Raw genomic sequence first — 23,232 nt, 5'->3', positions numbered from 1 at the left:
ACAAACACACGTAAGGACACAATCATGTCAACATCCACTGGTGCTGTGCTCGATGCGCCCGCACTGTGGCCCGCGCAGGCCCACGTCCCCTCCGTCGTAGGCCGACAGTTGGTCATCGAGCGCGGTGAGGGGTCATACATCGTCACCGCTGATGGGAGACGGCTGTTCGACGGCACTGCGGGGTTGTGGCACGCGAACATCGGTCACAGTCGACCTGAACTCGCCGAGGCGGCCGCTGAACAGATGCGCCGCCTGGAGACCTATCACATCTTCGGACGGTTCGTGAATGACCAGGCACTCACGCTCGCCGATCGGTTGTCGGCCCTATCGCCGATTCCCGACAGCAAGGTCATTCTGAACTCAGGTGGCTCCGATGCCATCGACGTGGCATGCAAGTTGGCGCGCAGGCACTGGCAGCGTGAAGGACGGCTCGACAAGAGAGTGATCCTGAGTCGACAGTTTGCCTACCACGGTCTGCACGCCTTCGGGACGAGCATTGCCGGTCTCGACTTCAACCGTGAGGGTTACGGCGGTGAGTCCCTGGTCCCGGAGACGGCGCGGATTCCCCTGCATGACCTCGATGCGACGATCGAACTCATTGCCGAGATCGGCGCCGACCGCATCGCAGCCGTCGTCACCGAGCCCATCCAGGGGACCGGCGGAGTTCACCCGCCACAAGAGGGGTACCTACGCCGCCTGGCGGACATCTGCGAGGCCAATGACATCTTGCTGATCCTGGACGAGGTCATCACAGGATTCGGGCGGACCGGAACGATGTTCGCCGCCGAGAGGTTCGGTGTGACACCGGATCTGCTCACCTTCGCCAAGGGTGTGACCTCCGGATACGCGCCGTTGGGCGGGGTCCTGGTCGGTGCTCGGATCTGGCAGCCGTTCTATCGCGATGACGCAGACACGCCGATCTTTCGGCACGGTGCCACCTATGCCGGCCATGCCACCGCATGCGCGGTCGCGATGCGCAACCTCGATGTCCTTGAGCAAGAAGCGCTGCTGCCTCGGGTCAAGGACCTGGAGTCCCAAATGGTCGACGGACTTGACGCACTGGCTGCCCGAAACCCATCGGTCCGTGAGGTGCGTGTGTGCGGATTTCTCGGCGGAGTGTCGCTCGTCGATACAGTGGATGCGGTTCGCGTTGCCGATGCGCTCATCGACGTCGGATTCGTCTCACGGCCGTTGCGGGGTAACACGTTGCAGCTCAGCCCACCGTTCATCACGACCGACGACGAACTGCGGGACTACATCGACGCGATCGACGCCACGGTGACTGCGGAGGCTCAGTGATGACCAGCACGCAAACGCCACCGGTGGCCGGCTCTCGTAGCTCGCTCGCTGCGGCCGACGCGGATGCCCTCCGCGCATCCAGCGAGGTGATCGCCCGGCTGGGGCTCGATGCGACACCTCCGTCAGGATTCGAGATCGAAGATCCTGCAACGGGTTCGGTGATCGCTGCGCTCCGCGACTGGACGCCCGAGGAGGCGCTTGACGCAGTGGGACGGGCAGTCGCGGCGGGTGAGCAATGGTCTCGAACGACGACCCGCACCCGCGCTGACATCCTTCGCGCCTGGTACGAGCTGCTCATCGCCAACGCCGAGGCGCTAGCACTGCTCATCACCCGCGAGATGGGCAAACCTCTGGCGGAGGCCCGCGGCGAGGTCGCCTATGGCACCGATTTCGTCAGGTGGTACTCCGAAGAGGCAACGAGGCCGATCGGCAACAACCGGGAGGTCCCGGTAGGAGGCGGTCAGCTCCTGACCCGTCGGGCTCCGGTGGGGCTCTCGGTGCTGATCACACCGTGGAACTTCCCCTTGGCCATGGCGACTCGCAAGATCGCCCCTGCCCTCGCGGCGGGGTGTCCCGTGATCATCAAGCCGGCCGCGCTGACGCCGCTGACCACCGTTCTCGCCGTCGACCTCGCCATCGAGGCCGGAGTGCCCGAGGGCCTGATCAACGTTGTCACGACGACGTCAGCCGCAGCATTCAGCGATGCCGTCCTGCGCGACCCTCGAGTGCGCAAGGTGTCGTTCACGGGGTCAACACCGGTCGGTCGCACGTTGATGGGCTTGGCGGCACAGAACGTCCTGCGGTCATCGATGGAGCTGGGCGGTAACGCCCCGCTTATCGTCTTCGACGATGCCGACCTGGAGCGTGCGGTCAACGGAGCCTTCAGCGCGAAGATGCGCAACGGTGGCCAGTCCTGCATAGCGGCCAACCGGATCTTCGTACAAGAGGGAATCGCCGATGCCTTCACCGAGGGGTTGGCCGCTCGAATGCGAGACATCAAGGTGGGCAGCGGGTTTGGATCTGGTGTCGAGCTGGGTCCGCTTATCGACGGCCGTGCGGTACAAGCGATGTCGCGGCTGGTCTCCGATGCTGTGGAACGCGGCGCCGAGGTGGTCACCGGCGGCTCCGCGATCACCGGTGCCGGCCATTTCTTCGAACCGACGCTGCTGGCTTCCGTCCCACCAACTGCAGAGGTGGTGAGCAACGAGATCTTTGGACCTGTCGCCGCGATCCAGCGCTTCGGCAGCGAGGACGAAGTCGTGGCGCGGGCCAACGACACCGAGTTCGGCCTCGCGGGCTACGTGTTCACCGAGAACCTTGATCGCGCGCTCAACGTGGCCGATCGGCTTGAGACAGGGCTGGTCGGTATCAATCAGGGGGTTCCGTCCAACGCGGCGGCCCCGTTCGGTGGGGTCAAGCAATCCGGACTCGGCCGAGAGGGCAGCGGCGAGGGTCTCGACGAGTATCAGGAGATTCGGTTCTACAACATCGCTCGCCGGCCCACAACCTGATATGGCGGTTGCCGAGTGCCCAAAGATCCCTCGACCAGAATATAACTGAACTGGTATATTTCTGGCCATGCAGCCTTCCGGAGGGGCTCTGATCCGCGAGGCTCGGCAGCGCGCTGGACTCACTCAGGCCGAACTCGCTGCCCGTGCGGGCACAGCGCAACCGTCCATTGCTCGCTGGGAGAACGGCACCTCGTCGATGAAGTTCGATGATGTGCTGCGCTTGATTCGGCTTTGCGAGCTTGACTTGGAGTTTTCCCTGGTTGAGGGCGGTGCGCACGGCACGACGAGGGGTACTGGTCCGGCCGTCGTGCAGGCACTGGATCGACAGGTGCACGGCGGCGGTTCCTCGACGGTGGAGCGCATCGTCGATGCCGCAGTCGAATGCCTCATCGACGTGGGTTGGGAGAGGACCACCGTCAGCGAGGTGGCTGTGCGGGCGGGGCTGAGTCGCCCCACGGTCTATTCGTATTTCGGCTCCCGCGACGACCTGCTCTTTGCTGTCTCCGCAGCTGCGGCACAGCGTATTTCGGCTCAACTTACGGCCGTTGCGGCAGCCGGAACGAACTCTGGGGCGGAGTTCGTCGTGGAGTCGGTGGTCACCGTGGTCATGGAGTACCGTCGCGATCCCGCGGCCTCGCTGCTGGGGCTGATCCGCCCTGGCGAGGTGCTGGCGGCCAACGCGGTCGAGGTGTCCCGCGTAGCGCTGTTACCGCTGCTGACGTGGGAGCCGCAGGTGGCGGACGAACTCGACGAGATCGCCGAGACCGTGATGAGGTTCGTGGTGTCCCTCATGGTCGACGACGGGACGCGTTGTCAGACCGAGGGTGGTTTACGCGCGTATCTGTATCGCCGCCTGATACCTGCTTTACAGATCCAGGTATCGGCGTTAGATTCCGGCGGTTGGTTGAGATCGACATAGGAGTCCCATGACCGACCAAGTTTCGGCGCTAGATCCTGCCGCACGCACCGTCCACCACCGCACCTGTCCACTCTGCGAAGCCATGTGCGGGCTCGACATTCACGTCGAGGGCGATCAGGTGGTGCAGATCAAACCCGACCGGCTCGACGTGTGGAGCCAAGGCCACATCTGTCCCAAGGGGACCACACTCGGTGCGATGCACCATGACCCCGATCGGCTGCGGGTGCCGATGATCCGCGAGGGGGAGCGTTGGCGGGAGGCGAGCTGGCCGGAGGCGTTCCGACGCTGTTCGGAGCTGCTGAGCCCCGTGATCGCGGAGCACGGTATCGAGGCCGTCACCGCTTATGTGGGCAATCCGTTGGCGCACGGCTTCAGCCTCAGCCGCTACGCCGGGGTGCTTATCGGGATGTCCGGCATTCCAATGATTTACAGCTCCGGAACCGTTGACCAGTGGCCCAAGAATGTCAGCTCGCACCTGATGTACGGCGGCATGTGGAAGATCCCGGTCCCGGACATCCCGCACACCGACATGCTCGTCGTGATGGGCGCCAACCCTGCGGTCTCACAGGGATCGCTGCTCAGCTGCCCGGATGTCATCGGCAAGATCACCGCGATCCGCAAGCGCGGCGGCAAGGTGGTGGTGATCGACCCGCGGCGCACCGCGACCGCAGCCAAGGCCGACGAGTGGCTTGCCATCACCCCCGGTACCGACGCCGCGTTCCTTGCCGCGATGTGCCAGGTGATCTTCGCCGAGAACCTGGTGCGTCTGGGTGCCGCGGAGGGGCTCGTCGACGGGCTCGACGAGCTGCGCGATCTGTTGGAGGACTGGACTCCGGAGCGGGTTGAGGCTGTCACGGGCATCGCGGCCGGTCGAATTCGCACTCTGGCCCGCGAGCTGGCCTCCACGGAGCGCGCGGTGGTGTACGGCCGGATCGGCACCTGCAACCAGGAATTCGGCACTCTTGCGTCCTGGCTGGTGGACGTCGTCAACATCATCACCGGGCATATGGACGCCGAGGGAGGTCTGCTGTTCCCGACACCCTCGGCGTGGTCCTTCACTGAACTTCCGATGCCCGGGCTCGAACAGGGTGTCCCGAACTTCGGGAGATGGAAGACGCGAGTGCGGGGTGCTCCCGAGATCCTGGGTCATGTGCCGGTGTCGTGCCTGGCCGAGGAGGTCGCCACCCCGGGCGACGGGCAGATCCGGGCGCTGTTCACGGTGGCGGGCAATCCCGTGCTGTCCGCACCTGGCGGCGAGCTTCTCGATCGGGCCCTGCCGGCACTGGACTGCATGATCAGCGTCGACAACTGGATGAACGAGACCACCCGGCACGCGCACGTCATCCTGCCCGGGTTGTCTCCGCTCGAGCAGCCTCACCATGACGACCTCATCTGGAATTTCGCGGTGCGCAGCGGCGCGAACTACTCGCCGGCTGTCTTCCCGCCCGCCGATGGCCGGCCTGAGGAGTGGGAGATCCTGATCCGCCTGGCGTGTGCGTGCCAGGGTCAGGCCGCCGACGAGGTCGACGTCAGCGTCATCGACAACGGCCTGTTCGACGTCATGGCCTCCATCAAGGGATTCGATGGCGCCGCGCTGCGCGCACGATACGAACAGGAGGGACGGTTCAGCACTGGCGGACCGCAGCGGCTGCTCGACCTCACCCTGCGCACAGGACCGTTCGGCGACCGGTACGGCGAGGTGGCGGACGGGTTGTCTCTGGACCTGCTCCTGGAGAACCCACACGGAATTGACCTGGGCGCCAACCGCCCTCGACTCGCCGAGGTGCTCAACGTTCCCGACGGGAAGGTCGTGCTGGCGCCACCGCATATCACCGCGGACCTGCCGCGTCTGGCCGCGCGACTGAGCCGGCCTGCCGACGACCTGGTACTGGTGAACCGCAGACAGCTGCGGTCCAACAACTCGTGGATGCACAACGTCCCGGCTCTGGTGAAGGGGTCCAATCGGTGCACCCTGCAGATCCACCCCGACGACGCCACTCGCTTCGGGCTCGCCGAGGGCGAGTTGGCCACCGTGACCTCAGCGTCCGGATCCATTGATGTGCCAGTGGAATTGGACTCCGGTATCCGTCCCGGCGTGGTGTGCCTGCCACACGGCTGGGGTCACGACCGCCCCGGTCTGCGCACGGCCGTGGCATCCGCGCACCCGGGCGTGAACAGCAACATCCTGTCGCCGGTGGCGTTCGTGGATGTGCCGAGCGGGAATGCAGCGGTCAACGGCATCCCCGTCGCGGTGGCACCGGTGGCCTGACTAGGACGTCAGCGGTCGCCGAATGCGTCCCCGATGGTGTCGTAGTCCTTGATGGCCGAGCGGATCTCGTCGCGGGCCCGCGCCACCGACGCGGTGATGCGGTCTCGGCCTACGTCGATGCTGTCCTGCACGCCGGTGCGCTCCCGGGCGAAGGCGTCTCGGACGTCGCCACCCTGTGCGGCCACGGCGGCCAGCGTGAAGGCGGTGTCCAGCGCCGAGGTCGTGACGATGCCTTGAGCCCGCACGATGGTCTCGGCGATACCGGCGGTGCCCGCGATCACGGCATTCGGCAGTGTTGCCTGGGAGACGAGGTATCCACCCACGACGGCGCGGACACGTCCGCCTGCCTCGGCCACGGCCTCGCGCACACCGGCACCGGTGCGGGCCAGAGCGCTGGGAAGGTCTGCGCCGCTGCGGATTTCATTCACCACGGTGGCGGGGGAGTGCGCCAGGGCCACAGTGGCGTCGATCGCGGCCTCGACCAGGTCGGTGCTCAATCCCTGCCCGGCGACGAGCTGTCGTTCGAGAACCTGGCGGATGACCAGATTGCGGGTCGGCCGATCCTCGGTTGGTACCTCGTCATCGGTGGGCACCACCGATGCGGTGACCTCGACGGGTTCGTCGCGGACGATCATTTCGTCACATTCGAGGGTGGTGTCGGTGTCTGGCATGGCGACGGTCCTTCCGGTCGAGTACGGATGGCCGCCATTGCACAGGGCGCGGTCGACACCCAGCCGTCACCGAGGTGACGGCTGGGGGGATGGTCGGCGAAGTTCCGAACCGGTGTCAGCCGGCCATGAACGTGTCGTATGCCGACGCCAGATCCGGTGGGAGCACCGTGACGTTGCACTGACGCTGCGTGTCACCGATCGGCGTCAGGATCCCACGCAGTTCGTGGTACTCCTGCGGATTGTTGGTGAAGTAGCCACGAATGTTGGCCTCCGCCTCGGGCCGCGGCTGCGTGCGTGCGGCCGACACCACCTGATTGGCGCCCGGGTGTGCGTTCAGGTAGTCCCTGGCCTGGCCGGTGACCGTACTCACGGTTCCGGAAATGTTGTCTGCGCTGCATGGATCGGGTGCCGCAGAAGCGATCGGAGCGGCGATGGTCGCCGCTACCAGCCCGGTGACCAGTCCCGCGGTGCGGATGCGTGTGGTCTTCATCGTCGAACCTCCTCGGTTTGCTGTATGTGTTGCAGTGGGGCTACCCGCGTGTCGCCGGTCTAATCACCGCTGCTCCCGATGCCCGCAGAGGTTAAGGTCACGCGATACAAGACCTCGATCGGCGATTGGAGTCGGCCGTGCCGTTTCGGCGGTTGTACCCGTTTATGGCTTTGGCGGTGGGCGCTGTGCCGTTCGTCCTTGCCGCTGCGCCGCTGGCCTCCGCGGACTGCACCGTGTCGAACGGCGTCAGCGTCTGCGCTCAGGGCGACGTCCGTGGTCCGGACGGCGGAACGGGGCCGGGTCCGGGCCCCTACACGCCGTACCCGTGTGAGTACGACTACCTGTGTGACGCGGGCCTGTCGATCGAACTGGGCCCGCCGGACTGGCGTCCAGACCATCCGTGGCGCCCCGGTGGCGGCGGGGGCGGTGGCGGTGGAATCGGTCCCCGCCACTAGGTTTCCCGTCTTGCCCCGGGCTGACATCCGGCGACACAGAATGTCAGCGTGAGCACGCACCTCGCTGATTCGGCCATCGGAATCAAGACGATGGCGAAAGTCAGCCGCCGGTTGATTCCGTTCCTGGTACTCCTCTACTTCGTCAACTACCTCGATCGCGTCAACATCGGCTTCGCCGGTCCGAACGGCATGAACGAGGACCTTGGGATGAGCGCCAAGGCGTTCGGATTCGCCTCGGGCATCTTCTTCATCGGGTACTTGCTGCTGGAAGTGCCGAGCAATATCGCGCTCAACGAGTTCGGCGGTCGCCGCTGGATTGCACGCATCATGCTGACGTGGGGAATCATCAGCAGTGCGATCGCATTCGTGCCCAACACGGAAACCCTTATCGTCCTGCGGTTCCTGCTCGGTGTGGCGGAAGCGGGATTCTTCCCCGGGATCATTCTCTACCTCACCTTCTGGTTCCCGGAAAGGCATCGCTCCAAGGCGATCTCGTTGTTCATGGTGGCGGTGCCGGTATCCACAGCCATCGGGTCGACCATGTCGTCGCTGATCATCGATTGGGGGCACGGACTTTTCGGCCTCGACGGCTGGCGCCTTCTGTTCCTAGTCGAGGGCATGCCCGCCGTCGTTCTCGCGTTCGTCTGCTGGTTCTACTTGACCGACCGACCAGCCGATGCCACGTGGCTTGAACCTGCTGAAAAGCGTTGGTTGGAGGCAACACTGGACGACGAACGACTGAGTGCCCAGACCGGCCAGCACTGGCCGCTCAAGAAGGCGCTTAGTCATCCGAGGATCCTGATGCTGGCATTTGTCTACTTCGGAATCGCATACGGCCTCTACGCGGTCGGGTTCTTTCTCCCGACCATCGTCGCCGGGTTCCAGGAGCAGTACGGCACGCATATGAGCGTTGTCGAGCGTGGCCTCGTGACCTCTGTTCCCTACGTCATCGCCGCCATCGTGATGGTGCCGTGGGCGCGCCACGCCGACCGGACCGGCGAACGGGTATGGCACGTCGCGATCCCGGCGATCGTCGGGGCGGTGTCAATACCCGCCGCGCTCTATATGACCGACCCCTATCTGGCGATGGTCGCCGTCACGGTGTCCACCTGCGCGGTCATGTGTGCCCTACCCGTGTTCTGGGCGCTGCCCTCGACATTCCTCACCGGTGTCGCCGCGGCCGGCGGAATCGCCCTGATCAACTCGCTAGGGAACCTCAGCGGCTTCGGAGGTCCCTACATCACCGGGTGGCTGACCGATCTGACCGGCGATGCCAAGGCCGCGATGTGGGTGGTCGGGGCACTGTCCCTGGCCGCGGCTGCCGTGGTGGTCTACCTGGGCGCCAGACCCAGGCCGGATCAAGACGCAGGCAGCTCGAACAACGACGAGCCTCGGGGATCTAGGACACCGCCAGCGAGATACCGAGGGCGAGCATCATCACGGCGATGATGCCGTCGAGGATGCGCCATGTCGACGGCGTTGCGAACAGCCCGGCCAGTCGGCGCGCTCCGAGCCCGAGGCTGGTGAACCACACGGCGCTGGCGGTGACCGCACCGACGCCGAACAGCCAACGCCCGTCGCCGCTTTCGTTGGCCAGCGTGCCGAGGAGCACCACGGTGTCGAGGTAGACGTGGGGGTTGAGGAACGTCAGTGCCGCGCAGGTGATCAGCACGGCGCCGAGCCGGGCCGGCGCCGCGTCCGATGGGGTGAGGGCCGACGGCCGCCAGGCGCGCTTCGCCGCGAGCAGACCGTAGCCGATCAGGAACGCCGCACCGCCGAACTTGGCGACGTTGACCGCGTTCGGGTGGGCGGTGATCAGGGCGCCGACGCCCCCGATACCCGCCGCGATCAGCGCGATGTCGGACACCGTGCACATCGCCACCACCGGCAGCACGTGCTCGCGGCGGATGCCCTGACGCAGCACGAACGCGTTCTGCGCGCCGATGGCGGCGATGAGCGCGAATGACGCGAAGAAGCCAACGAGCAGGGGCGAGTCCATGACGTCGACGCTAGGTGTGGACGCTGAACAAGTACAGCTAATGATATTTGTGATGCATTAGAAATTCTCATGCAAGACCATTCGGCAACCGGCATTAACGAGAGTGCACCAATAGCGCTTCTCAATCTGCGTGGAAATCTCTCATCTGAAATGGCACAGAATGGCAGCGTTGTCATCTGGATGAGAAGTCGACCCCAACGGACGCCATCGGAGGCCGTATCAATCCGTCGGGGCCGCGCTGTGCAGATATCTCGGGCAAGGGGAACGGTACGATTCCCAATGCCCAATCGATGAGCCGCGCGCGTCATGCCCTCGCCCTCCCGGCTGGAGCTAAAGTCGGCCCGGCCGAGATACGGGACCTGCTTGTGACCGAAGGCCTTTGGTGCGCGGTCTGCGACACCGGCATGGGCGAGCTATCAGAAGCTGCCAACTTCGCGTTGGGAATCGGGCGGTCCGAGCAGGACGCCTTTGCCGCGGAAAGCCACCGACGGGCGAATGCTGCGACCGAACGCGGTCGATTCAGGTCCGAGATCACTGTTCTTACTGACCTTCTCGAATGCCACGAGGGCATCAGGGCCGGCACCGACGAACAGGGACGCGCGCGATTTCGGCCCGCGTTCTCCACCGAGGGCACACTGCACCTCAAACCCGCGATGGCTGCCCGTGTGCTGCTAGACCGGAACGGCCTCAGCGCGGGTACATCGGCCTGTGGGAGATCAACGAGGCTTTCGCCGGCGTTGTCGTCGCCTCGACGAGAGAACTCGATCTTGATACGGACAACGTCAATGTCAACGTCGGGGCCGTCTCCCTTGGCCACCCGCTCGGAGCCTCGGGATTCCGACTCATCATGACACCGGCATACGAAATACGTGACCAATCAATAGAATACGGCATCACTGCCATCTGCGGCGGCGGTCAGAGGCAGGCCATGCTGCTCCGCGTGCCTGTCTGAGGCCGATTTTCACCACATTTGAAGGAGTTTTGATGACGAGCCCATTCCCCGGCTTCGCTCATGTCGCAATTACCGTGTCAGACCTCGAAGCAAGCACCTGCTGGTATCGCAGTCTTTTCGACTCGGGCCCCGTGTTCGACGAGGACGAAGAGTCGGGCGCCTTCCATCACACCGTCTTCGCGCTCGACAATGGCATGTTGTTCGGCCTGCACAAGCACACCGGTGTGGATCCGACCCAGGCATACCGCGCTGAGCAACCAGGTTTGGATCACGTCGCCTTTGACTGCGGCATGGCCGAACTGACGAGTTGGGAGCAACGACTCGACGTGCTCGGGATCTCACACGGAGGGATCAAGCGCGCTCACTACGGCTCGGGGATCTCCTTCCGTGATCCCGATGGCATCGCCCTCGAATTCTTCGCACCCCCTCAGTAGTGCCAACAAGTCCACAGGCTGGCCGTCGGGGCTTCGGATGATTGCTCGAGCAAGCGACGGGTGGGTGCCGAGGCGGTGCGAAGTTTGTTCAAGTTTCACGATCGCGGACTCAGGGAAATCGCGTACTGGGATCTGTCGCTCGCCCTCGAACAAGCCCGCTTTCATTGGCTGTTCTCATGGTCGCTCGTTGAGCGCGGTGAACTCCCGAGTGTGACTTTACGCACGTAACATTCTGTTGCGCAACATATTAACGACCCATAGCTGACTTTTCTGGCGCCCGCCAAATGTGATCCCGCCCAGTCTTCCTGCAATGAGCCATGGACCCAGTTCAGATGCAGCAGGAGAGACTTTGTCGGTCGACCGGGTTCCTTTGGGCCGTCACCACCTCCGCCATTTGCGAGACTGAACAGGTTCATTAGGTCGCCCCCTGCGCAAGGTTCAGGATCCGCTGTCGGAACTCGTCGCGTCGACGCGTCACATAAATGTCCAGTTGCTCGCGGGTGGTGGTGTCCCAGATCGCCATGGCTACTGCTTGCCTGACAATTGTCGTGGCGAATCTCGCGATGGTGCTGCAGGCGCCGCCGATAATGGCCCGCGGCGTTGCGTAATCCCATCGGCCACTTCACCCTGGCTTCAACGCGGCGGCGTCCGGTATCGAGTACGGCTTCGGTTTCGGCGAGTTGGCGCCAGCGGTGGTGGCGGCCTCTCGTGCGACGGCCAAGGCATCCCTGAGTGTCTGTGCATTCGATTGCGCCTTCTTTCAGCCCGCTGTCGATTTGCCATCCGCCAGCGTCATTAATAGAATATTTTCTATAGAGGAGGCACAACAATGCACTTGCCAGCTGAAGAAGAAGCCATCGTCAAGACCGTCCACGACTTCGTGGAGAAGCAGGTCAAGCCGGTCGTGCGGGATCTCGAGCATGCGAATGTCTATCCCGAGGACCTCATCGAGACAATGAAGGAAATCGGCATTTTCGGACTCGCCATCCCCGAGCCGTACGGCTTCGGGCAGGTGTCGATGCCGTGCTACGTGCTGGTCGCGGAGGAACTGGCTCGCGGCTGGATGAGCCTTGCCGGTGCGATGGGCGGGCACAGTGTGGTGTCCAAGTTGATCCTGCAGTTCGGTACCGAAGAGCAGAAGCAGACCTACCTGCCCCGGATGGCGACCGGCGAGCTGCGTGCCACCATGGCGCTCACAGAGCCAGGCGGCGGGTCCGATCTGCAGGCGATGCGGACCGTGGCCCGCCGCGACGGCTATGAGTACCTAATCAATGGCAGCAAAACGTGGATCTCCAATGCCCGACGCTCAGGCCTGATTGCCCTGCTGTGCAAGACCGATCCCGAAGCCCAGCCCTCCCACAAGGGTGTCTCGATTCTGTTGGTCGAGAAGGTCCCCGGATTCACCGTCTCAAAGGACCTCCCCAAGCTCGGCTACAAGGGTGTCGAGAGCTGCGAGATCAACTTCACCGACTGCCGCGTCCCGAGCGGTGCGCTGCTTGGTGCTAGCGAGGGCCACGGCTTCGCTCAGATGATGAAGGGTCTCGAGGTTGGCCGGCTTCAGGTCGCGGCGAGGGCGACCGGCGTCGCACGGGCGGCCTTCGAGGATGCACTCGCCTACGCACAGGACCGGGAGAGTTTCGGTAAACCGATCTGGCAGCATCAGTCGGTGGGCAACTTGCTGGCCGATATGGGCACCAAACTCTATGCTGCTCGTGCGCTGTTGTTGTCTGCTGCAGCACGTTTCGACTCAGGCGAGCGTTGCGACATGGAAGCTGGGATGGCCAAACTCTTCGCATCGGAGGCCGCCATGCAGATCGCACTGGACGCTGTCCGGGTGCACGGGGGTTACGGTTACTCGACCGAGTACGACGTTGAACGCTACTTCCGCGACGCGCCGCTGATGATCGTCGGCGAGGGGACCAATGAGATCCAGAAGAACGTGATCGCCAAGCAGCTGGTTAAGCGGGGCGGGCTAGACCTGTGAGGCCCGATGCCCCCACTCACGGTGGACGGCTGCCCCTAAGTGGTCTGACGGTGCTGTCGCTGGAGCACGCTGTCGCGGCGCCGTTCGCCACGCGCCAGCTGGCCGATCTGGGTGCGCGGGTCATCAAAGTGGAACGGCCCGGATCGGGCGACTTCGCGCGCCAGTACGACGATTCCGTCGATGGCTTGTCGAGCTACTTCGTCTGGCTCAACCGCTCCAAGGAATCCATCGCACTGGATGTCAAATCGCTGCAGGGCCGCGAGGTGCTGCATGAGCTGGCCGAGCGTGCCGACGTCATCGTGCAGAACCTCGGTCCCGGCGCGGCGGCACGCCTGGGGCTGTCGGCCGACCAGGTGCGGGCGATCGACCCGCGCAAGATTGTCGTGGGCATTACAGGGTGGGGCAGTGACGGCCCGTGGGCGGACCGCAAAGCGTATGACCTTCTGGTGCAATGCGAGACCGGACTGGTGTCGTTGACGGGCACGCCCGTAGACATCGCGAAAGTTGGCGTATCGATCGCCGACATCGCGGCAGGAATGTATGCCTTCAGCGGGATTCTGGCTGCTCTGTACGCCCGCGAGCGCACCGGTGAAGGCGCCTCGATCGAGGTGTCGCTGTTCGAAGCGCTCGCCGAGTGGGTCGGCCAGCCGGCACACTTCACCGCCGGTAAGGGACGCCAGCCCGGCCGAATTGGCGCCCAGCACCCGACCATTGCGCCATACGGTCCCTACCAGGCCGACGACGGCCACACCATCCTCATCGCCATCCAGAACGAGCCCGAGTGGCAGCGGTTCTGCGGGGAGGTTCTTGACCGTCCCGAACTCATACACGATGCCCGATTCGTGTCGAACAATTTGCGGGTAGCTCATCGGGAAGAACTGAACGAGGTCATCACGCAGTGCTTTGGTGCACACCCGACGAACACACTGGAAGCCAGGCTGACCGCGGCGCGAATCGCCTTTTCCGGGGTAAACACCGTCTCGGAGTTCCTGAACCATCCGGTGCTGCGAGGTCGTGACCGCTGGCGCGATACGCTGACCGAGAGCGGCACCGTCAAGTCCCTGTTGCCCCCCATCGATCTCGGTGTCGAACCTAGGATGGGTCCGGTGCCCGCGCTTGGTGAACACACCGGACAGATCCTCGCCGAACTCGGGCGGGATCCGAATAGCCTTACAAAAATCGTTGCTGCACAAGAAGATTGAGGGGTTGCTCTGATCGATTAGGGCAGCGATGCGGGGCCTCGCAGGCTACATCGAAGGTTGGCACGCCCGAAGGCGTTGATTTTGCCGATGTTCTTGGCTCGACGTGTGCCCAACAGCTGGCCACTTCCTCGATCTGACCTGAGCGCTCGACTCGGGGGATTCGCTGCCCTTCCTGACTACTTGCAGAAGTCCAACCGCCGAATCAGTACCGTCGGATACCTCCTACTGCGCGCCTCGGCTCGGGGAAACTCCGCCTCGCACCGCGGTTCGACACTGTGCGCAGGAGCGTGCTCGGTGTGGTCGACCCGGCGTGTCCCCCGAGGTCGCCGCGGCGACCAGTCTGTTCGTATGAACTCGTGGACCGGGTACCCAGCAGTCGCCATCACGTCCACGCTGAGGTGTGGGATTCACACGTGACCTGACCGCACTTCCGCGTAGACGCCTACCGGCTCCGAGCCTGGTCGCCGAGGAATGCGCTGCAGTGCAAAATCCGCAGAGGTGGCTGACGGCCAATTTGACGACTCGTTTAGCCGTGACGCCGTTCAGGATCTCGTTGGCGGTGCTCCCGATAATCATCATCGACGTGTCGCGAAAGGGACGCTCAACGTCGCATTTCGGAGTCGCGTGATTGGCGCATGAGCTACTTTTGGATCGATACGGTCGATCGACCTTGCGGTGCGGCCTGCAAGGCGTCCCGATAGCGAGCCATTGCCTGCGTGATGTGTTGGTCGATGAGCGTCCGGGCCCTGTCCGCGTCGCGGTCGGCAATCGCGTCGCGAATCGCGCGGTGTTCTTCCCACTGCTGTAAACCACTGTCCGTCGCACCGATCATCGAGAACACCAGTTCGGTGCGTTGTCGTAACGGTTCCATCGCCACGGCGGCGTGCGGATTACCGGTCGCCGCCTCAATTGCGCGATGAAATCCGTTGTGGGCGCGCGATGCCGCCACAGTGTCACCCGCCTTGGCCGCTTTTGTTCCATCGGCAAGGTATCGATCGATCGTCGGCATGTCCTCGGCTGTGTGTCGCTCAGCGGCCGCGCCGACGATCCAACCCTCCAAGACACGGCGAATCTCCTGGATCGCCTCGATATCATCAGAATTCACAGTTGCGACGTGTGCGCCATGGCGGGGCACGATCTGCACCAGGCCTGTGGGCTCGAGTGCGCGAATAGCCTCCCGAACCGGCACACGAGATACGCCAAGTTGCTCGGCGAGCGCGCCTTCGGCGAGCCGCGTTCCTGGAGCGAGCTGTCCGGTGATGATCATGTCGCGCAGCGCATCAGCCACGGTTTCGCGCAGCGAGCGGTGCGAGATTGTCATCGAACCCCCTTGCAGCATGCAGTATACCGTCGTCGATCGTAGCTTACCTGAGGGTGTCGTTGTACAACGCGTTGAGCGGTGGACGTTGATTGAGGCGGCCACGCCCCGCTTTCGTTTGCCCTCAGGTTAGAGGTCAACGGTGATCACGCCGCGGCCGCGGGACACACACGGAAGAATGAGCGTCGCACGTTCGCTGTCGAGGAGGAGGTCATCCCTATGATCGGCTGTTCCCGCCAGGTAGGTGATCTCGCAGGTGCCGCAGGTGCCTTCCTCGCAGTCCGAGTCGACATCGAGGCCTGCCTCGAGGAGCGCGTTCAACATTGTCTGTTCGGCGACCACAGGCACCGTGACGTTTGACTTGTTGCAGAACACGTCGAAGGGCAGGTCGTCGTCGCGCGTTGTGACCAAGTCAGACGCGGCCTCGAAACGCTCAAAATGCAATTGCTCTGCCGCCCATGCGCCCGCGCGTTCCTGCACTGCACGCAGCAGAGGCTCAGGTCCGCAGCTGTACACCATCTCCGACTGTACCGACCCCAGGTAGGTGTCCAGTTCGATATGGCCCTCGGTGTCCTGCGGAACTACTGTGACCCGATTGCTGTAGGCGGAGAGTTCATCGAGGAAGGCCATGGTTGCCAGTGTCCGGCCGCCATAGACGAGTCGCCAGTCGGCGCCGGCCTTCTCCGCAGCGACAAGCATGGCCAGGATCGGCGTGATGCCGATGCCGCCGGCGATGAAGAGGTACTTCTCGGCGGGCACCAACGGAAAACGATTGATCGGAGCTGAGCATTGAAGCTGTGCGCCGACCCGAACCTCGTCGTGAATGTAGGCCGAGCCTCCGCGGGACGTCGGAGAGCGCAGCACTGCGATCCGGTAGAACTCCGCATCGCTGGGGCCACACAGGGAGTACTGCCTGCGACCGACCGGCAGAGACACACTGATGTGCGCGCCTGGCTGCCAGTCGAGCAGCTTGCCGGACCCGGGCGCAACGAGATCCACGGCACAAACTTCATCAGCGATCTGTTGGACTGCAACGACTTCGAGCACTGTCTCGTTATGCATCGTGCACGCCTGGGCCTGTGACGGCCGGTGTCGGTGCAGTGCGGATACCGTTGGAAGGGCACCAGGTTGCTGCGCTCCCGCCGGCACGCGGATCAGACGCGCTAGACCATTGCTCCGACAGCCGGGGCTGGACGGCCTGCAGGCCGCCGCCGATCGAGTCGACCGACTTGATAGCGTAGCCAGCCAGCTCGCGGCGGTCTCGCCAGGGAACTCCGGGCTCTGCGAACAAGAACCATTGCGCGCCAACGCCGCCCGGGACTCCAAATCGATCGCCTTCCGGACACACGAACCAGCGAGGCTCGGTCACGAGGTCCTCAATGTCGTGGCCCTGCCTGAATCGCTGCGCGCACTGCGCCAACCACTGCACCTGACGATCGCCGCCCGGAGTGGCGATGAGCGCGGAGCGGCTGCCGTGCCTTAGCCATACCGCGCTGAGGGTGTGTGCCGGGTGCTGACCGGGCCGCAGGTGTGCACCCGGTAGCTCAGGCCGAGTGGAGTGTGCAGTGCCGACCCGGTTGCCAAGGGCGATACCGGTGTTCCCGGCGATCCAACCGGTGCCGTATTGGACTCCGGCCAAACTGTGCACGGCGACGGCAGCGCACTTGCCGGTGGCTGCGATGGCCGTTGCAGTTCCGTTCAGGCCGGCCACGCAACGTCTGATGAGCGCAGCCTCGGTGGTGGGAGCCACGTCGGTCACGAATTCGGCTGACTCCGCGGCGTACTGGGGATCCGTCGCCTCAAGGAGTTCGGCGATCATGGGCGCTTGGCTCGGTGCTCCGGGAAAGCTCAGTCGGAGACCGCCGTCCAACTCGACAGTCGGTGCCTCGCAGACCTGCGGGGCCGCCGTTGTCAGGTCGGCCATAGTGAGGTAGCCGCCTGCGTCCTTGGATGCGTTGACGATCTCCTTAGCCAGGCGGCCGCCGCTGTGCAACGCGGACGGGCCCTCCACGGCCAACAGGGCGAGGGTTCTGGCGAATCGCTCGGAGGTGACCGTGTCGCCAACCACGGGAACGGTCTGTTGGTCGAAGAAGTCACCCAGCGTCGACGGATGTTTACGAGCGACGGACGCGTAGCTGGCCGCCATCTGATCGGTGACCTTGTGCCCATTGTCCGCCGCTTCGATGCCCCCGGTGAACAAGCGGCTCCATGAGAGCACGCCGTAGTCCTTCCAGGCGGCATAAGCCGCCGGGATTGCGCCGGGGACCACCGCTACCTCGGGCCCGCTGTAGGGAATCGGGTCTAGGGCGGGCAATCGCGACGGCGTCCGCGACCACCCCCCGTACACGGTGACGTGCTCACCGTTGACGACCATCAGCAGCATCTCGCCGCCTGGACCGCACATGGGGCTGTTCACAGTCCATTGTGTGAATGCAGCTGACAGGGCCGCGTCCACCGCTGAACCGCCGGCGGCCAGTGCGTCGAGTCCGGCCTTCGTCGCCAGTGGATGGCCTGAGGCAACCGCGCCAGGCCTCGGCGTTGTCACTGCGTTGCGACGGTGGTGCGGAATACTGATGCACCGGCGACTGCCGCGATGTGGTCCTGATCGGGCACTCCGCCGCTGGCGCCCACTGCGCCCACAACCTCGTCACCGTCGATCAGGGGCACGGCACCTTTGCCCACAACGAAGTTGCCGAGTGCGATCACCGACTGGGCGAAGAAGGGACGTTGCGCCCAGGCCTGCTCGCGATCGGCGGTGTCCTTGCCGAAAGCTGCTGCGGTGCGTGCTTTGCGCCATGCGACCTCGGAGACGATCCAGGGTGCATCGTCGGAACGTTCGAAGGCCACCAGCTGGCCGGCGTAGTCGACGACGGCGATCGCCATCCCGACGCCCTGTTCGTTGGCAGATGCCAGTCCTTCGGCGACGATCTCGCGTGCCTCGGCGATCGTGATCTTGCTCAAGGGATTTCCTCTCGATTGTGACGGGTGTTAACGCTGGAGCCGTTTTGTGGGCGTGTACTGTCTCTGGACTGCGTCGGTCATTGCGTGCTCCCGAGGTAGATCGCCTTGCGGCGGGTGAAGAACTCCTCTGAGACCGTCCCGCCCTCGCCAGCACCTGCGCCGGAGTGGCTGAAGCCCTGCATGGGGACGTGGAAGGGCGACCCTGTCAGCGCGGTGTTCACCTTGACGGTCCCGGCACGGACCCCCTTCCAGAAACGTTGTGCCACAGTAATATCTGAAGTGACAATGCCGGCCGTGAGGCCGTACTCGGTGGAGTTGGCCGTCGAGATCGCCTCCTCGAGGGTCTTGACTCGCTCCACCGTCACCACCGGGCCAAAGATCTCCTCGGTCACCAGGGCTTCGTCGGTAGCGTCAACGAGCAGCGTCGGCGCGGTGTATCCGTCGTCCCATGGCGCACGGATCACCCTATTGCCCAGGCGTTTCGCGGTTTGCAGTGCGGCGTGGACACCAGCGGTGGCAGCGGCATTGGCCAGCATTCCCCGTTCTTGGCGTGGCATTTCGTTCAGTGTTGCCGAAAGTCTCTCGATGATCGCGTCAGCGATGTCGCGATGCAGTAGCAGGCGTCCGGTCGAGGTGCAGACCTGGCCGTTGTTGACGAATGACGAGGAGATTATGAGCCGCACTGCGAGGTCGAGGTCGGCATCGGCCCATATCAGGAGAGAGTTCTTCCCTCCCAGCTCGGCCTGCAGTGGAACGTGGACAGGCAACGCCCGGTGGATCATCGCAGCGCTTCGGTACGAGCCGGTCATGCTCACCGCGGCAAGCCGGGGATCTTGGAACAGGGCCGACTCAATCTCTGGTATCTCGCCGAAGATGACATTGCAGACCCCGGCGGGCACTCCGACCTCGTGCAGGACGGCGGCCATTTCGAGAGCCAGCATTACGCCCCCCGGCGCGGGCTTGACAATGGCTGCGTTGCCGACGCCGATCGCTGCACCGATCTTGCGGGCGGGCAGGGTGAATGGGAAGTTCCATGGGGTGACCAGCGCGACCACTCCCAGGGGTTCGCGGAGAACGGAGACGTCGTCGCCGGTGTCGGTGTGGTAGGTGTGTCCCGTCAGCCGGTAGCCACTCGAGGCGTAGAAGTCGAAGACGTTGGCGCCCTTGGTGACTTCAGCGATGCCCTCAGCAACCGGTTTACCCATCTCGCGCGAGATCAGCTTCCCCAGCTCGGTGGCCCGGCTTCGGAAGGCGGCGGCGGCGGCGCGCAGGATTTCGGCCCGGTCTGCAGGCGGCCGGGCAGCCCACGCGATCTGCGCTTGTTGCGCTGTCGCATAGGCGTTGCCAATCTCTAGAGCGGTGGCTCCGTGGATGACGGCGAGGACATCGGCGCTGTCGGACGGATTGACAAGCGACATCCGAGCGCCCGTGGCACGGACGGGTTTACCCGAGATGTACTGATGCACCTCGGGAACGTCGATGCTGGTGCTGGTCACGGCGAAACTCCTGAACTCGATGAGATGTAGCGAATGATCCGACGGATCGTGTCGCCGATGCCGTTCACGGCTCGGGATGGTCAGCTTCCGGTGACCGCGACGACGGCGTCGATTTCGACAGGGATGTCGAAGGGCAACTCGGCGACACAGATGGCCGTGCGGGCATGGGCCGATGCCCGCTCGCCCAGCAGGCGCCCCAAAGTCAGCGAGCAGCCGTCGATTACCGCAGGTGCCTCGTTGAAGCCGTTGGTGGAGTTGACCATTCCGAAGATCTTCAGCACAGAGGCAACGCTGTCCAGTGACCCGAGTTCGGCCTGGATGGTGGACAGCAATCCCAGCGCCACCAGTTCGGCCGCTTCCCTGGCCTCATCGATGGTCATTGCGCCGGGGCCGACCTTCCCCACGACTCTTGTGCCGTCAGGCCGCACAGGTGAGTGGCCTGACACGAAGAGAAGATCGTTGTGCCTGCGAACCTTCACATACTGCCCGACTGGCGCCGAGTAGTAGTTCAGGCCTACGGTCACATCTGGTGGACTCGCCGGAGTCCAGCCTGTCGGCAGACCGGGCACCTCCCCAAGGTCGCTTCTATTGCGCATGAGCATCTACAGTCACGTGTACCGTCACCTTGTCGTCCACCACTTCCACACGGTGTGCGGGTTGGTATTTCTCCCGCTCCTTGCAGTAGCCGGTGACTGCGTCAAAGGACCACTGGTGTCCCGGACACACCAGTCGGCCCTTGAGGAAGAATCCCTCGGCGAGCTTGCGACCGCGGTGCACGCAGGCATTCGTCAGAGCCCCGGGGTTGCCGTCGTTCCAGGAGACGACGATCTCGACTCCGTCGACGACGGCAACCACTCGGCCCTGCTTCTCCAGCTCTGACGCGGAACACACGACCACTCCGGCACCCGAGAGTGCGTTGTCGGTCATTGATTGTCCGCCTTGGCGAGCCAGCGAGCTTTGAGCTTGGCGTACTGCTCGCTGTCCTCGTCCAGGCCCTTCTGCTCAGGATCCCAAGTGACCGTCACGTCACCGCACGCGTAGGTTTGGCAAGCCAGCCGATAACCCTCGTCGAGCAGAGGGCCGAGACGCTCGCGTTCCCTCCGTCGCGGGGCGTCGAGGTTCTCACCGCCCTCGACGATATGGATCCGGTCGGTGCCGCACTTACCGCTGCCGCAACGCCAAGGAAGTGGGACGTCGTGACGAATGGCAAAACGTAGGACATTGACATCAGTGCCGTCCGGGAAATCCTCGGACATATCGGCGGTCTGGAATCTGATCTTAGGCATCAGGAGCTGGTTCCCTGTTTGTTGCTGAGTAGTTATTGAGCGCTGACGAGGCTGCCGGTGCTGGCTGCCGGGACTTCTTCCACCCACTCGCCGAGATCCGGTTTGACGTAGGCCTCGTAGAGGGCCTTGGTGTAGTTGAAACGCATATCGGCCGCCTCGCGAACGACCTCGATGCACTCCTGCTGCAGTTCCGGTGTGTCGGCGTACTTCAGAACGATCTGGAAACCGCGCTCGCCATGCACCTCGTCGGAGGTGATGTGCAGATCGAAGAATTCGCAATCGTGCTCGCTGAAGCCATAGATCTCCGGATCGATCAGCGCCGGGTACTGCGTGCGGTAGATGCTGGGTACCTGCGACTCGAGGCCGACGACCATCCCCGCAGTTGCCACGGCGAAGTGCTTCGTGGCCGACAGCTGGTACTGCCAGCCGGCCATGCCGCGCGTGTAGGGCATGGTGTTGCGACGATCCATCACCATTTCCCTTGTGGCGCCGCAGGTCTCAGCGAATCGGATCAGCAGGTCGGTATGTCGATCATCGCTGAGTTCCTCCTCGTACATGTTCTGCAGGATGAAGTCCTTTGCGAACCGGGAGGTGTCTGGAGTGTTGGCGTACATAAGGGCCAGGCAATCCGCGAACGCGCCAACGTAGTGATAGTGGTTGACGGCCCAGTGGCGGAAGTGCGCTCGAGACAGCTTGCCGGTGGCCCATGCGCGACTGAACGAGGCGTCCTTGGCCATTGTGCCGGTCATGGCCTTCTCGAGTTCCGTGCGGAAGTCGAGTTCTGACAACAGTGCCGTCATGGCACTCCTTTCATAGGAGGGATACTGTGTGAAGTATACCGTCACGGTAATTCAATTTGGCTCCAGGCACAACCCTTGTTACGGGGTTTCGCCCGCGCGAGCCCGGAGATCCGCACGCGGTGCTGGACCTTCGGCACCTCTCGTATTGAGTTAGCTGCGGTGATGACGGCGCGGGCGTGCGACTGCAAATTGGAGGCGATGGTGCAAGGTGCGCCAGTCTGGCGGTTCGGCCGCGTGTGCAGGTCGCCGCGACAACCTACTGTCCCAACCGCGCGCAGAGTCGAGGGCTGTCGCGAGCACTGTTTAGTTCATGTTCCAGGGCTCGCCGTAGGTGGTGACGCTGTCGCCGGTGGACGAGATCAGGCGAGCGAACGGACGCAGCAGCACGCCACCGGCAGCACCGGTGACGGTGCCGTGAGCGTTGGACACCGCCACTTTGCCAGCGGCGCCCTTGACGTCGACGGAGAAGGTCGCGACCTCCTGGATGCCCGGCCCGTTACCGAGGTCGGCGCTGATCGACACACCCGGGAACAGGTTCGGGGTGACAACCGAGTCCAAACCGAACGGAGGACCGGTGAAGTCACCATCGTCGATCAGGATGTTGGGGGTCGTGTAGGAGAAGTTGATACCAACGCCCAGCGACCAGGGGAAGCCGATCTGGTAGCCCAGCTCCAGGGTGCCCTCGAACTCATCGGCACCGGGGCCGGCCACGATGTACTTGGCGGAGCCGGAGTGGAACCACTCACGAGTCAGGCGGTTGCGGTCGAGCGGGAACACACCGTTGAGGAAGGTGTCCCACTGCTGGACCGTCAACGTGCGGTCCTTGCCATCGACCAGGCTCAGCTCATTGTCCAGACCGGCATGTGAGGTGCCTACGCTGAGGAGCACGGCCGCGCTGGCGGCGGTGACTACGGCCAGCATCCGATTGACTAATCTCATGTGGTTTCCTTTGCTTCCAGGGCTAGTTGCGGGTCGTGTTGATCGTTCGGGGAGGGTTAATTGGTTTGTCCCATTGGGTTTTGGTGATGGTGCCTCGGGTCGGGCACTGGCCAGCGCCGAGTGCAAGGTGGGGCGGTCGCCGATCTGGTAACGCGTGTCGCGGGTATTCGGGCATGGCTGAACGCCTTTGACGATGTGGTGGGTGGTGGTGCGTGTGATGCACATGCCGCTGGAGGTCCGCTCATCT

At 64.0% G+C, this 23,232-nt stretch carries 23 protein-coding genes and 1 pseudogene; 11 read left to right on the top strand and 13 right to left on the bottom strand.

All coding sequences use genetic code 11. The annotated features are described in order from the left end of the window. Positions 1-24 precede the first annotated feature (24 nt). From ABIA65_RS00990 to ABIA65_RS00975, 4 genes are all read left to right on the top strand, one after another. Positions 25-1,299, top strand: coding sequence for an aminotransferase family protein (locus ABIA65_RS00990; protein ID WP_354522328.1), 1,275 nt, complete (start codon positions 25-27; stop codon positions 1,297-1,299). Then, on the top strand, positions 1,299-2,810 hold the full coding sequence (locus ABIA65_RS00985) for an NAD-dependent succinate-semialdehyde dehydrogenase (RefSeq protein WP_354522327.1): 1,512 nt from the start codon (positions 1,299-1,301) through the stop codon (positions 2,808-2,810). The genes ABIA65_RS00990 and ABIA65_RS00985 overlap by 1 nt, the downstream gene beginning before the upstream one ends. Before the next feature lie 67 nt (positions 2,811-2,877). Then, entirely contained in the window at positions 2,878-3,729 is an 852-nt protein-coding gene (locus ABIA65_RS00980) for a type II toxin-antitoxin system RelB family anti-toxin (protein ID WP_354522326.1), read from the top strand. Positions 3,730-3,736: 7 nt separating this feature from the next. Next, the gene (locus ABIA65_RS00975) at positions 3,737-5,998 is read left to right on the top strand and encodes a molybdopterin-dependent oxidoreductase (RefSeq protein WP_354522325.1); all 2,262 of its coding nucleotides are present in this window, start codon (positions 3,737-3,739) and stop codon (positions 5,996-5,998) included. Between the two features lie 8 nt (positions 5,999-6,006). On the opposite strand, the gene ABIA65_RS00970 is transcribed toward ABIA65_RS00975, so the two are convergent. Together ABIA65_RS00970 and ABIA65_RS00965 are read right to left on the bottom strand one after the other, a co-directional pair. After that, a complete protein-coding gene (locus tag ABIA65_RS00970; protein WP_354522324.1) occupies positions 6,007-6,669 on the bottom strand; it encodes a hypothetical protein in 663 nt (220 codons plus the stop codon). Between the two features lie 115 nt (positions 6,670-6,784). Next, positions 6,785-7,159, bottom strand: coding sequence for a heme-binding protein (locus ABIA65_RS00965; RefSeq protein WP_354522323.1), 375 nt, complete (start codon positions 7,157-7,159; stop codon positions 6,785-6,787). A 164-nt stretch (positions 7,160-7,323) separates the two neighbouring features. Between ABIA65_RS00965 and ABIA65_RS00960 the strand changes: the two genes are divergently transcribed. Next, positions 7,324-7,614: a hypothetical protein gene (locus ABIA65_RS00960; protein WP_241401630.1), complete on the top strand. Its 291-nt coding sequence runs from the start codon at positions 7,324-7,326 to the stop codon at positions 7,612-7,614. A gap of 48 nt (positions 7,615-7,662) precedes the next feature. Continuing rightward, on the top strand, positions 7,663-9,063 hold the full coding sequence (locus ABIA65_RS00955) for an MFS transporter (RefSeq protein WP_502919502.1): 1,401 nt from the start codon (positions 7,663-7,665) through the stop codon (positions 9,061-9,063). Here ABIA65_RS00955 and lysE read toward each other — a convergent pair. Further along, positions 9,014-9,613 carry an L-lysine exporter gene (gene lysE, locus ABIA65_RS00950; RefSeq protein WP_241401629.1) on the bottom strand — a complete coding sequence of 200 codons (600 nt, stop codon included), beginning with the start codon at positions 9,611-9,613 and terminating at the stop codon, positions 9,014-9,016. The genes ABIA65_RS00955 and lysE overlap by 50 nt on opposite strands. Before the next feature lie 290 nt (positions 9,614-9,903). On the opposite strand from lysE, the pseudogene ABIA65_RS00945 reads away from it, so the two are divergent. The 5 genes and pseudogenes from ABIA65_RS00945 to ABIA65_RS00925 all read left to right on the top strand — a co-directional run. Continuing rightward, positions 9,904-10,191 (top strand): annotated as a pseudogene (locus ABIA65_RS00945) (thiolase family protein); the annotation flags it as partial. Continuing rightward, positions 10,170-10,565, top strand: a complete 396-nt coding sequence (locus tag ABIA65_RS00940) for a beta-ketoacyl-[acyl-carrier-protein] synthase family protein (RefSeq protein WP_241401628.1) — start codon at positions 10,170-10,172, stop codon at positions 10,563-10,565. The pseudogene ABIA65_RS00945 and the gene ABIA65_RS00940, both read left to right, overlap by 22 nt. A gap of 32 nt (positions 10,566-10,597) precedes the next feature. Next, the gene (locus ABIA65_RS00935; RefSeq protein ID WP_241401627.1) at positions 10,598-10,999 is read left to right on the top strand and encodes a VOC family protein; all 402 of its coding nucleotides are present in this window, start codon (positions 10,598-10,600) and stop codon (positions 10,997-10,999) included. A gap of 829 nt (positions 11,000-11,828) precedes the next feature. Beyond that, positions 11,829-12,983, top strand: coding sequence for an acyl-CoA dehydrogenase family protein (locus tag ABIA65_RS00930; RefSeq protein ID WP_354522322.1), 1,155 nt, complete (start codon positions 11,829-11,831; stop codon positions 12,981-12,983). Between the two features lie 29 nt (positions 12,984-13,012). Further along, a complete protein-coding gene (locus ABIA65_RS00925; protein ID WP_241405893.1) occupies positions 13,013-14,185 on the top strand; it encodes a CaiB/BaiF CoA transferase family protein in 1,173 nt (390 codons plus the stop codon). Positions 14,186-14,825: 640 nt separating this feature from the next. On the opposite strand, the gene ABIA65_RS00920 is transcribed toward ABIA65_RS00925, so the two are convergent. From ABIA65_RS00920 to mspA, 10 genes are all read right to left on the bottom strand, one after another. Further along, positions 14,826-15,506 carry a GntR family transcriptional regulator gene (locus tag ABIA65_RS00920; protein WP_241401625.1) on the bottom strand — a complete coding sequence of 227 codons (681 nt, stop codon included), beginning with the start codon at positions 15,504-15,506 and terminating at the stop codon, positions 14,826-14,828. Positions 15,507-15,632: 126 nt separating this feature from the next. After that, entirely contained in the window at positions 15,633-16,502 is an 870-nt protein-coding gene (locus ABIA65_RS00915; protein ID WP_354522321.1) for a PDR/VanB family oxidoreductase, read from the bottom strand. Between the two features lie 55 nt (positions 16,503-16,557). Beyond that, positions 16,558-18,048: a gamma-glutamyltransferase gene (locus ABIA65_RS00910; RefSeq protein WP_354522320.1), complete on the bottom strand. Its 1,491-nt coding sequence runs from the start codon at positions 18,046-18,048 to the stop codon at positions 16,558-16,560. Beyond that, positions 18,045-18,464: a GlcG/HbpS family heme-binding protein gene (locus tag ABIA65_RS00905; protein ID WP_241401622.1), complete on the bottom strand. Its 420-nt coding sequence runs from the start codon at positions 18,462-18,464 to the stop codon at positions 18,045-18,047. The genes ABIA65_RS00910 and ABIA65_RS00905 overlap by 4 nt, the downstream gene beginning before the upstream one ends. Before the next feature lie 77 nt (positions 18,465-18,541). Beyond that, positions 18,542-19,960, bottom strand: a complete 1,419-nt coding sequence (locus tag ABIA65_RS00900; protein ID WP_354522319.1) for an aldehyde dehydrogenase family protein — start codon at positions 19,958-19,960, stop codon at positions 18,542-18,544. 80 nt (positions 19,961-20,040) lie between these two features. Further along, positions 20,041-20,556, bottom strand: a complete 516-nt coding sequence (locus ABIA65_RS00895) for a RidA family protein (RefSeq protein WP_241401620.1) — start codon at positions 20,554-20,556, stop codon at positions 20,041-20,043. Beyond that, the gene (locus ABIA65_RS00890) at positions 20,546-20,887 is read right to left on the bottom strand and encodes a Rieske (2Fe-2S) protein (protein ID WP_241401619.1); all 342 of its coding nucleotides are present in this window, start codon (positions 20,885-20,887) and stop codon (positions 20,546-20,548) included. The genes ABIA65_RS00895 and ABIA65_RS00890 overlap by 11 nt, the downstream gene beginning before the upstream one ends. Beyond that, on the bottom strand, positions 20,884-21,246 hold the full coding sequence (locus ABIA65_RS00885) for a 2Fe-2S iron-sulfur cluster-binding protein (protein WP_241401618.1): 363 nt from the start codon (positions 21,244-21,246) through the stop codon (positions 20,884-20,886). The genes ABIA65_RS00890 and ABIA65_RS00885 overlap by 4 nt, the downstream gene beginning before the upstream one ends. Positions 21,247-21,278: 32 nt before the next feature. Further along, entirely contained in the window at positions 21,279-22,046 is a 768-nt protein-coding gene (locus ABIA65_RS00880) for an iron-containing redox enzyme family protein (RefSeq protein WP_241401617.1), read from the bottom strand. A 303-nt stretch (positions 22,047-22,349) separates the two neighbouring features. Further along, the gene (mspA, locus tag ABIA65_RS00875) at positions 22,350-22,967 is read right to left on the bottom strand and encodes a porin MspA (protein WP_371747148.1); all 618 of its coding nucleotides are present in this window, start codon (positions 22,965-22,967) and stop codon (positions 22,350-22,352) included. Between the last annotated feature and the right edge of the window lie 265 nt (positions 22,968-23,232).

It is taken from the genome of Mycolicibacterium sp. 624 (genome assembly GCF_040548615.1).
Taxonomy (GTDB): domain Bacteria; phylum Actinomycetota; class Actinomycetes; order Mycobacteriales; family Mycobacteriaceae; genus Mycobacterium.
Note: the sequence above shows the minus strand (reverse complement) of the source record. Positions and strands in the feature narration are given on the sequence as shown.

Bases quoted from the DNA above. Each gene is read 5' to 3' on its own strand.
- ABIA65_RS00990 (WP_354522328.1), top strand. From the start codon at position 25: ATGTCAACATCCACTGGTGCTGTGCTCGATGCGCCCGCACTGTGGCCC.
- ABIA65_RS00985 (WP_354522327.1), top strand. From the start codon at position 1,299: ATGACCAGCACGCAAACGCCACCGGTGGCCGGCTCTCGTAGCTCGCTC.
- ABIA65_RS00980 (WP_354522326.1), top strand. From the start codon at position 2,878: ATGCAGCCTTCCGGAGGGGCTCTGATCCGCGAGGCTCGGCAGCGCGCT.
- ABIA65_RS00975 (WP_354522325.1), top strand. From the start codon at position 3,737: ATGACCGACCAAGTTTCGGCGCTAGATCCTGCCGCACGCACCGTCCAC.
- ABIA65_RS00970 (WP_354522324.1), bottom strand. From the start codon at position 6,669: ATGCCAGACACCGACACCACCCTCGAATGTGACGAAATGATCGTCCGC.
- ABIA65_RS00965 (WP_354522323.1), bottom strand. From the start codon at position 7,159: ATGAAGACCACACGCATCCGCACCGCGGGACTGGTCACCGGGCTGGTA.
- ABIA65_RS00960 (WP_241401630.1), top strand. From the start codon at position 7,324: ATGGCTTTGGCGGTGGGCGCTGTGCCGTTCGTCCTTGCCGCTGCGCCG.
- lysE (WP_241401629.1), bottom strand. From the start codon at position 9,613: ATGGACTCGCCCCTGCTCGTTGGCTTCTTCGCGTCATTCGCGCTCATC.
- ABIA65_RS00940 (WP_241401628.1), top strand. From the start codon at position 10,170: ATGCCACGAGGGCATCAGGGCCGGCACCGACGAACAGGGACGCGCGCG.
- ABIA65_RS00935 (WP_241401627.1), top strand. From the start codon at position 10,598: ATGACGAGCCCATTCCCCGGCTTCGCTCATGTCGCAATTACCGTGTCA.
- ABIA65_RS00930 (WP_354522322.1), top strand. From the start codon at position 11,829: ATGCACTTGCCAGCTGAAGAAGAAGCCATCGTCAAGACCGTCCACGAC.
- ABIA65_RS00920 (WP_241401625.1), bottom strand. From the start codon at position 15,506: ATGACAATCTCGCACCGCTCGCTGCGCGAAACCGTGGCTGATGCGCTG.
- ABIA65_RS00895 (WP_241401620.1), bottom strand. From the start codon at position 20,556: ATGCGCAATAGAAGCGACCTTGGGGAGGTGCCCGGTCTGCCGACAGGC.
- ABIA65_RS00890 (WP_241401619.1), bottom strand. From the start codon at position 20,887: ATGACCGACAACGCACTCTCGGGTGCCGGAGTGGTCGTGTGTTCCGCG.
- ABIA65_RS00885 (WP_241401618.1), bottom strand. From the start codon at position 21,246: ATGCCTAAGATCAGATTCCAGACCGCCGATATGTCCGAGGATTTCCCG.
- ABIA65_RS00880 (WP_241401617.1), bottom strand. From the start codon at position 22,046: ATGACGGCACTGTTGTCAGAACTCGACTTCCGCACGGAACTCGAGAAG.
- mspA (WP_371747148.1), bottom strand. From the start codon at position 22,967: ATGCTGGCCGTAGTCACCGCCGCCAGCGCGGCCGTGCTCCTCAGCGTA.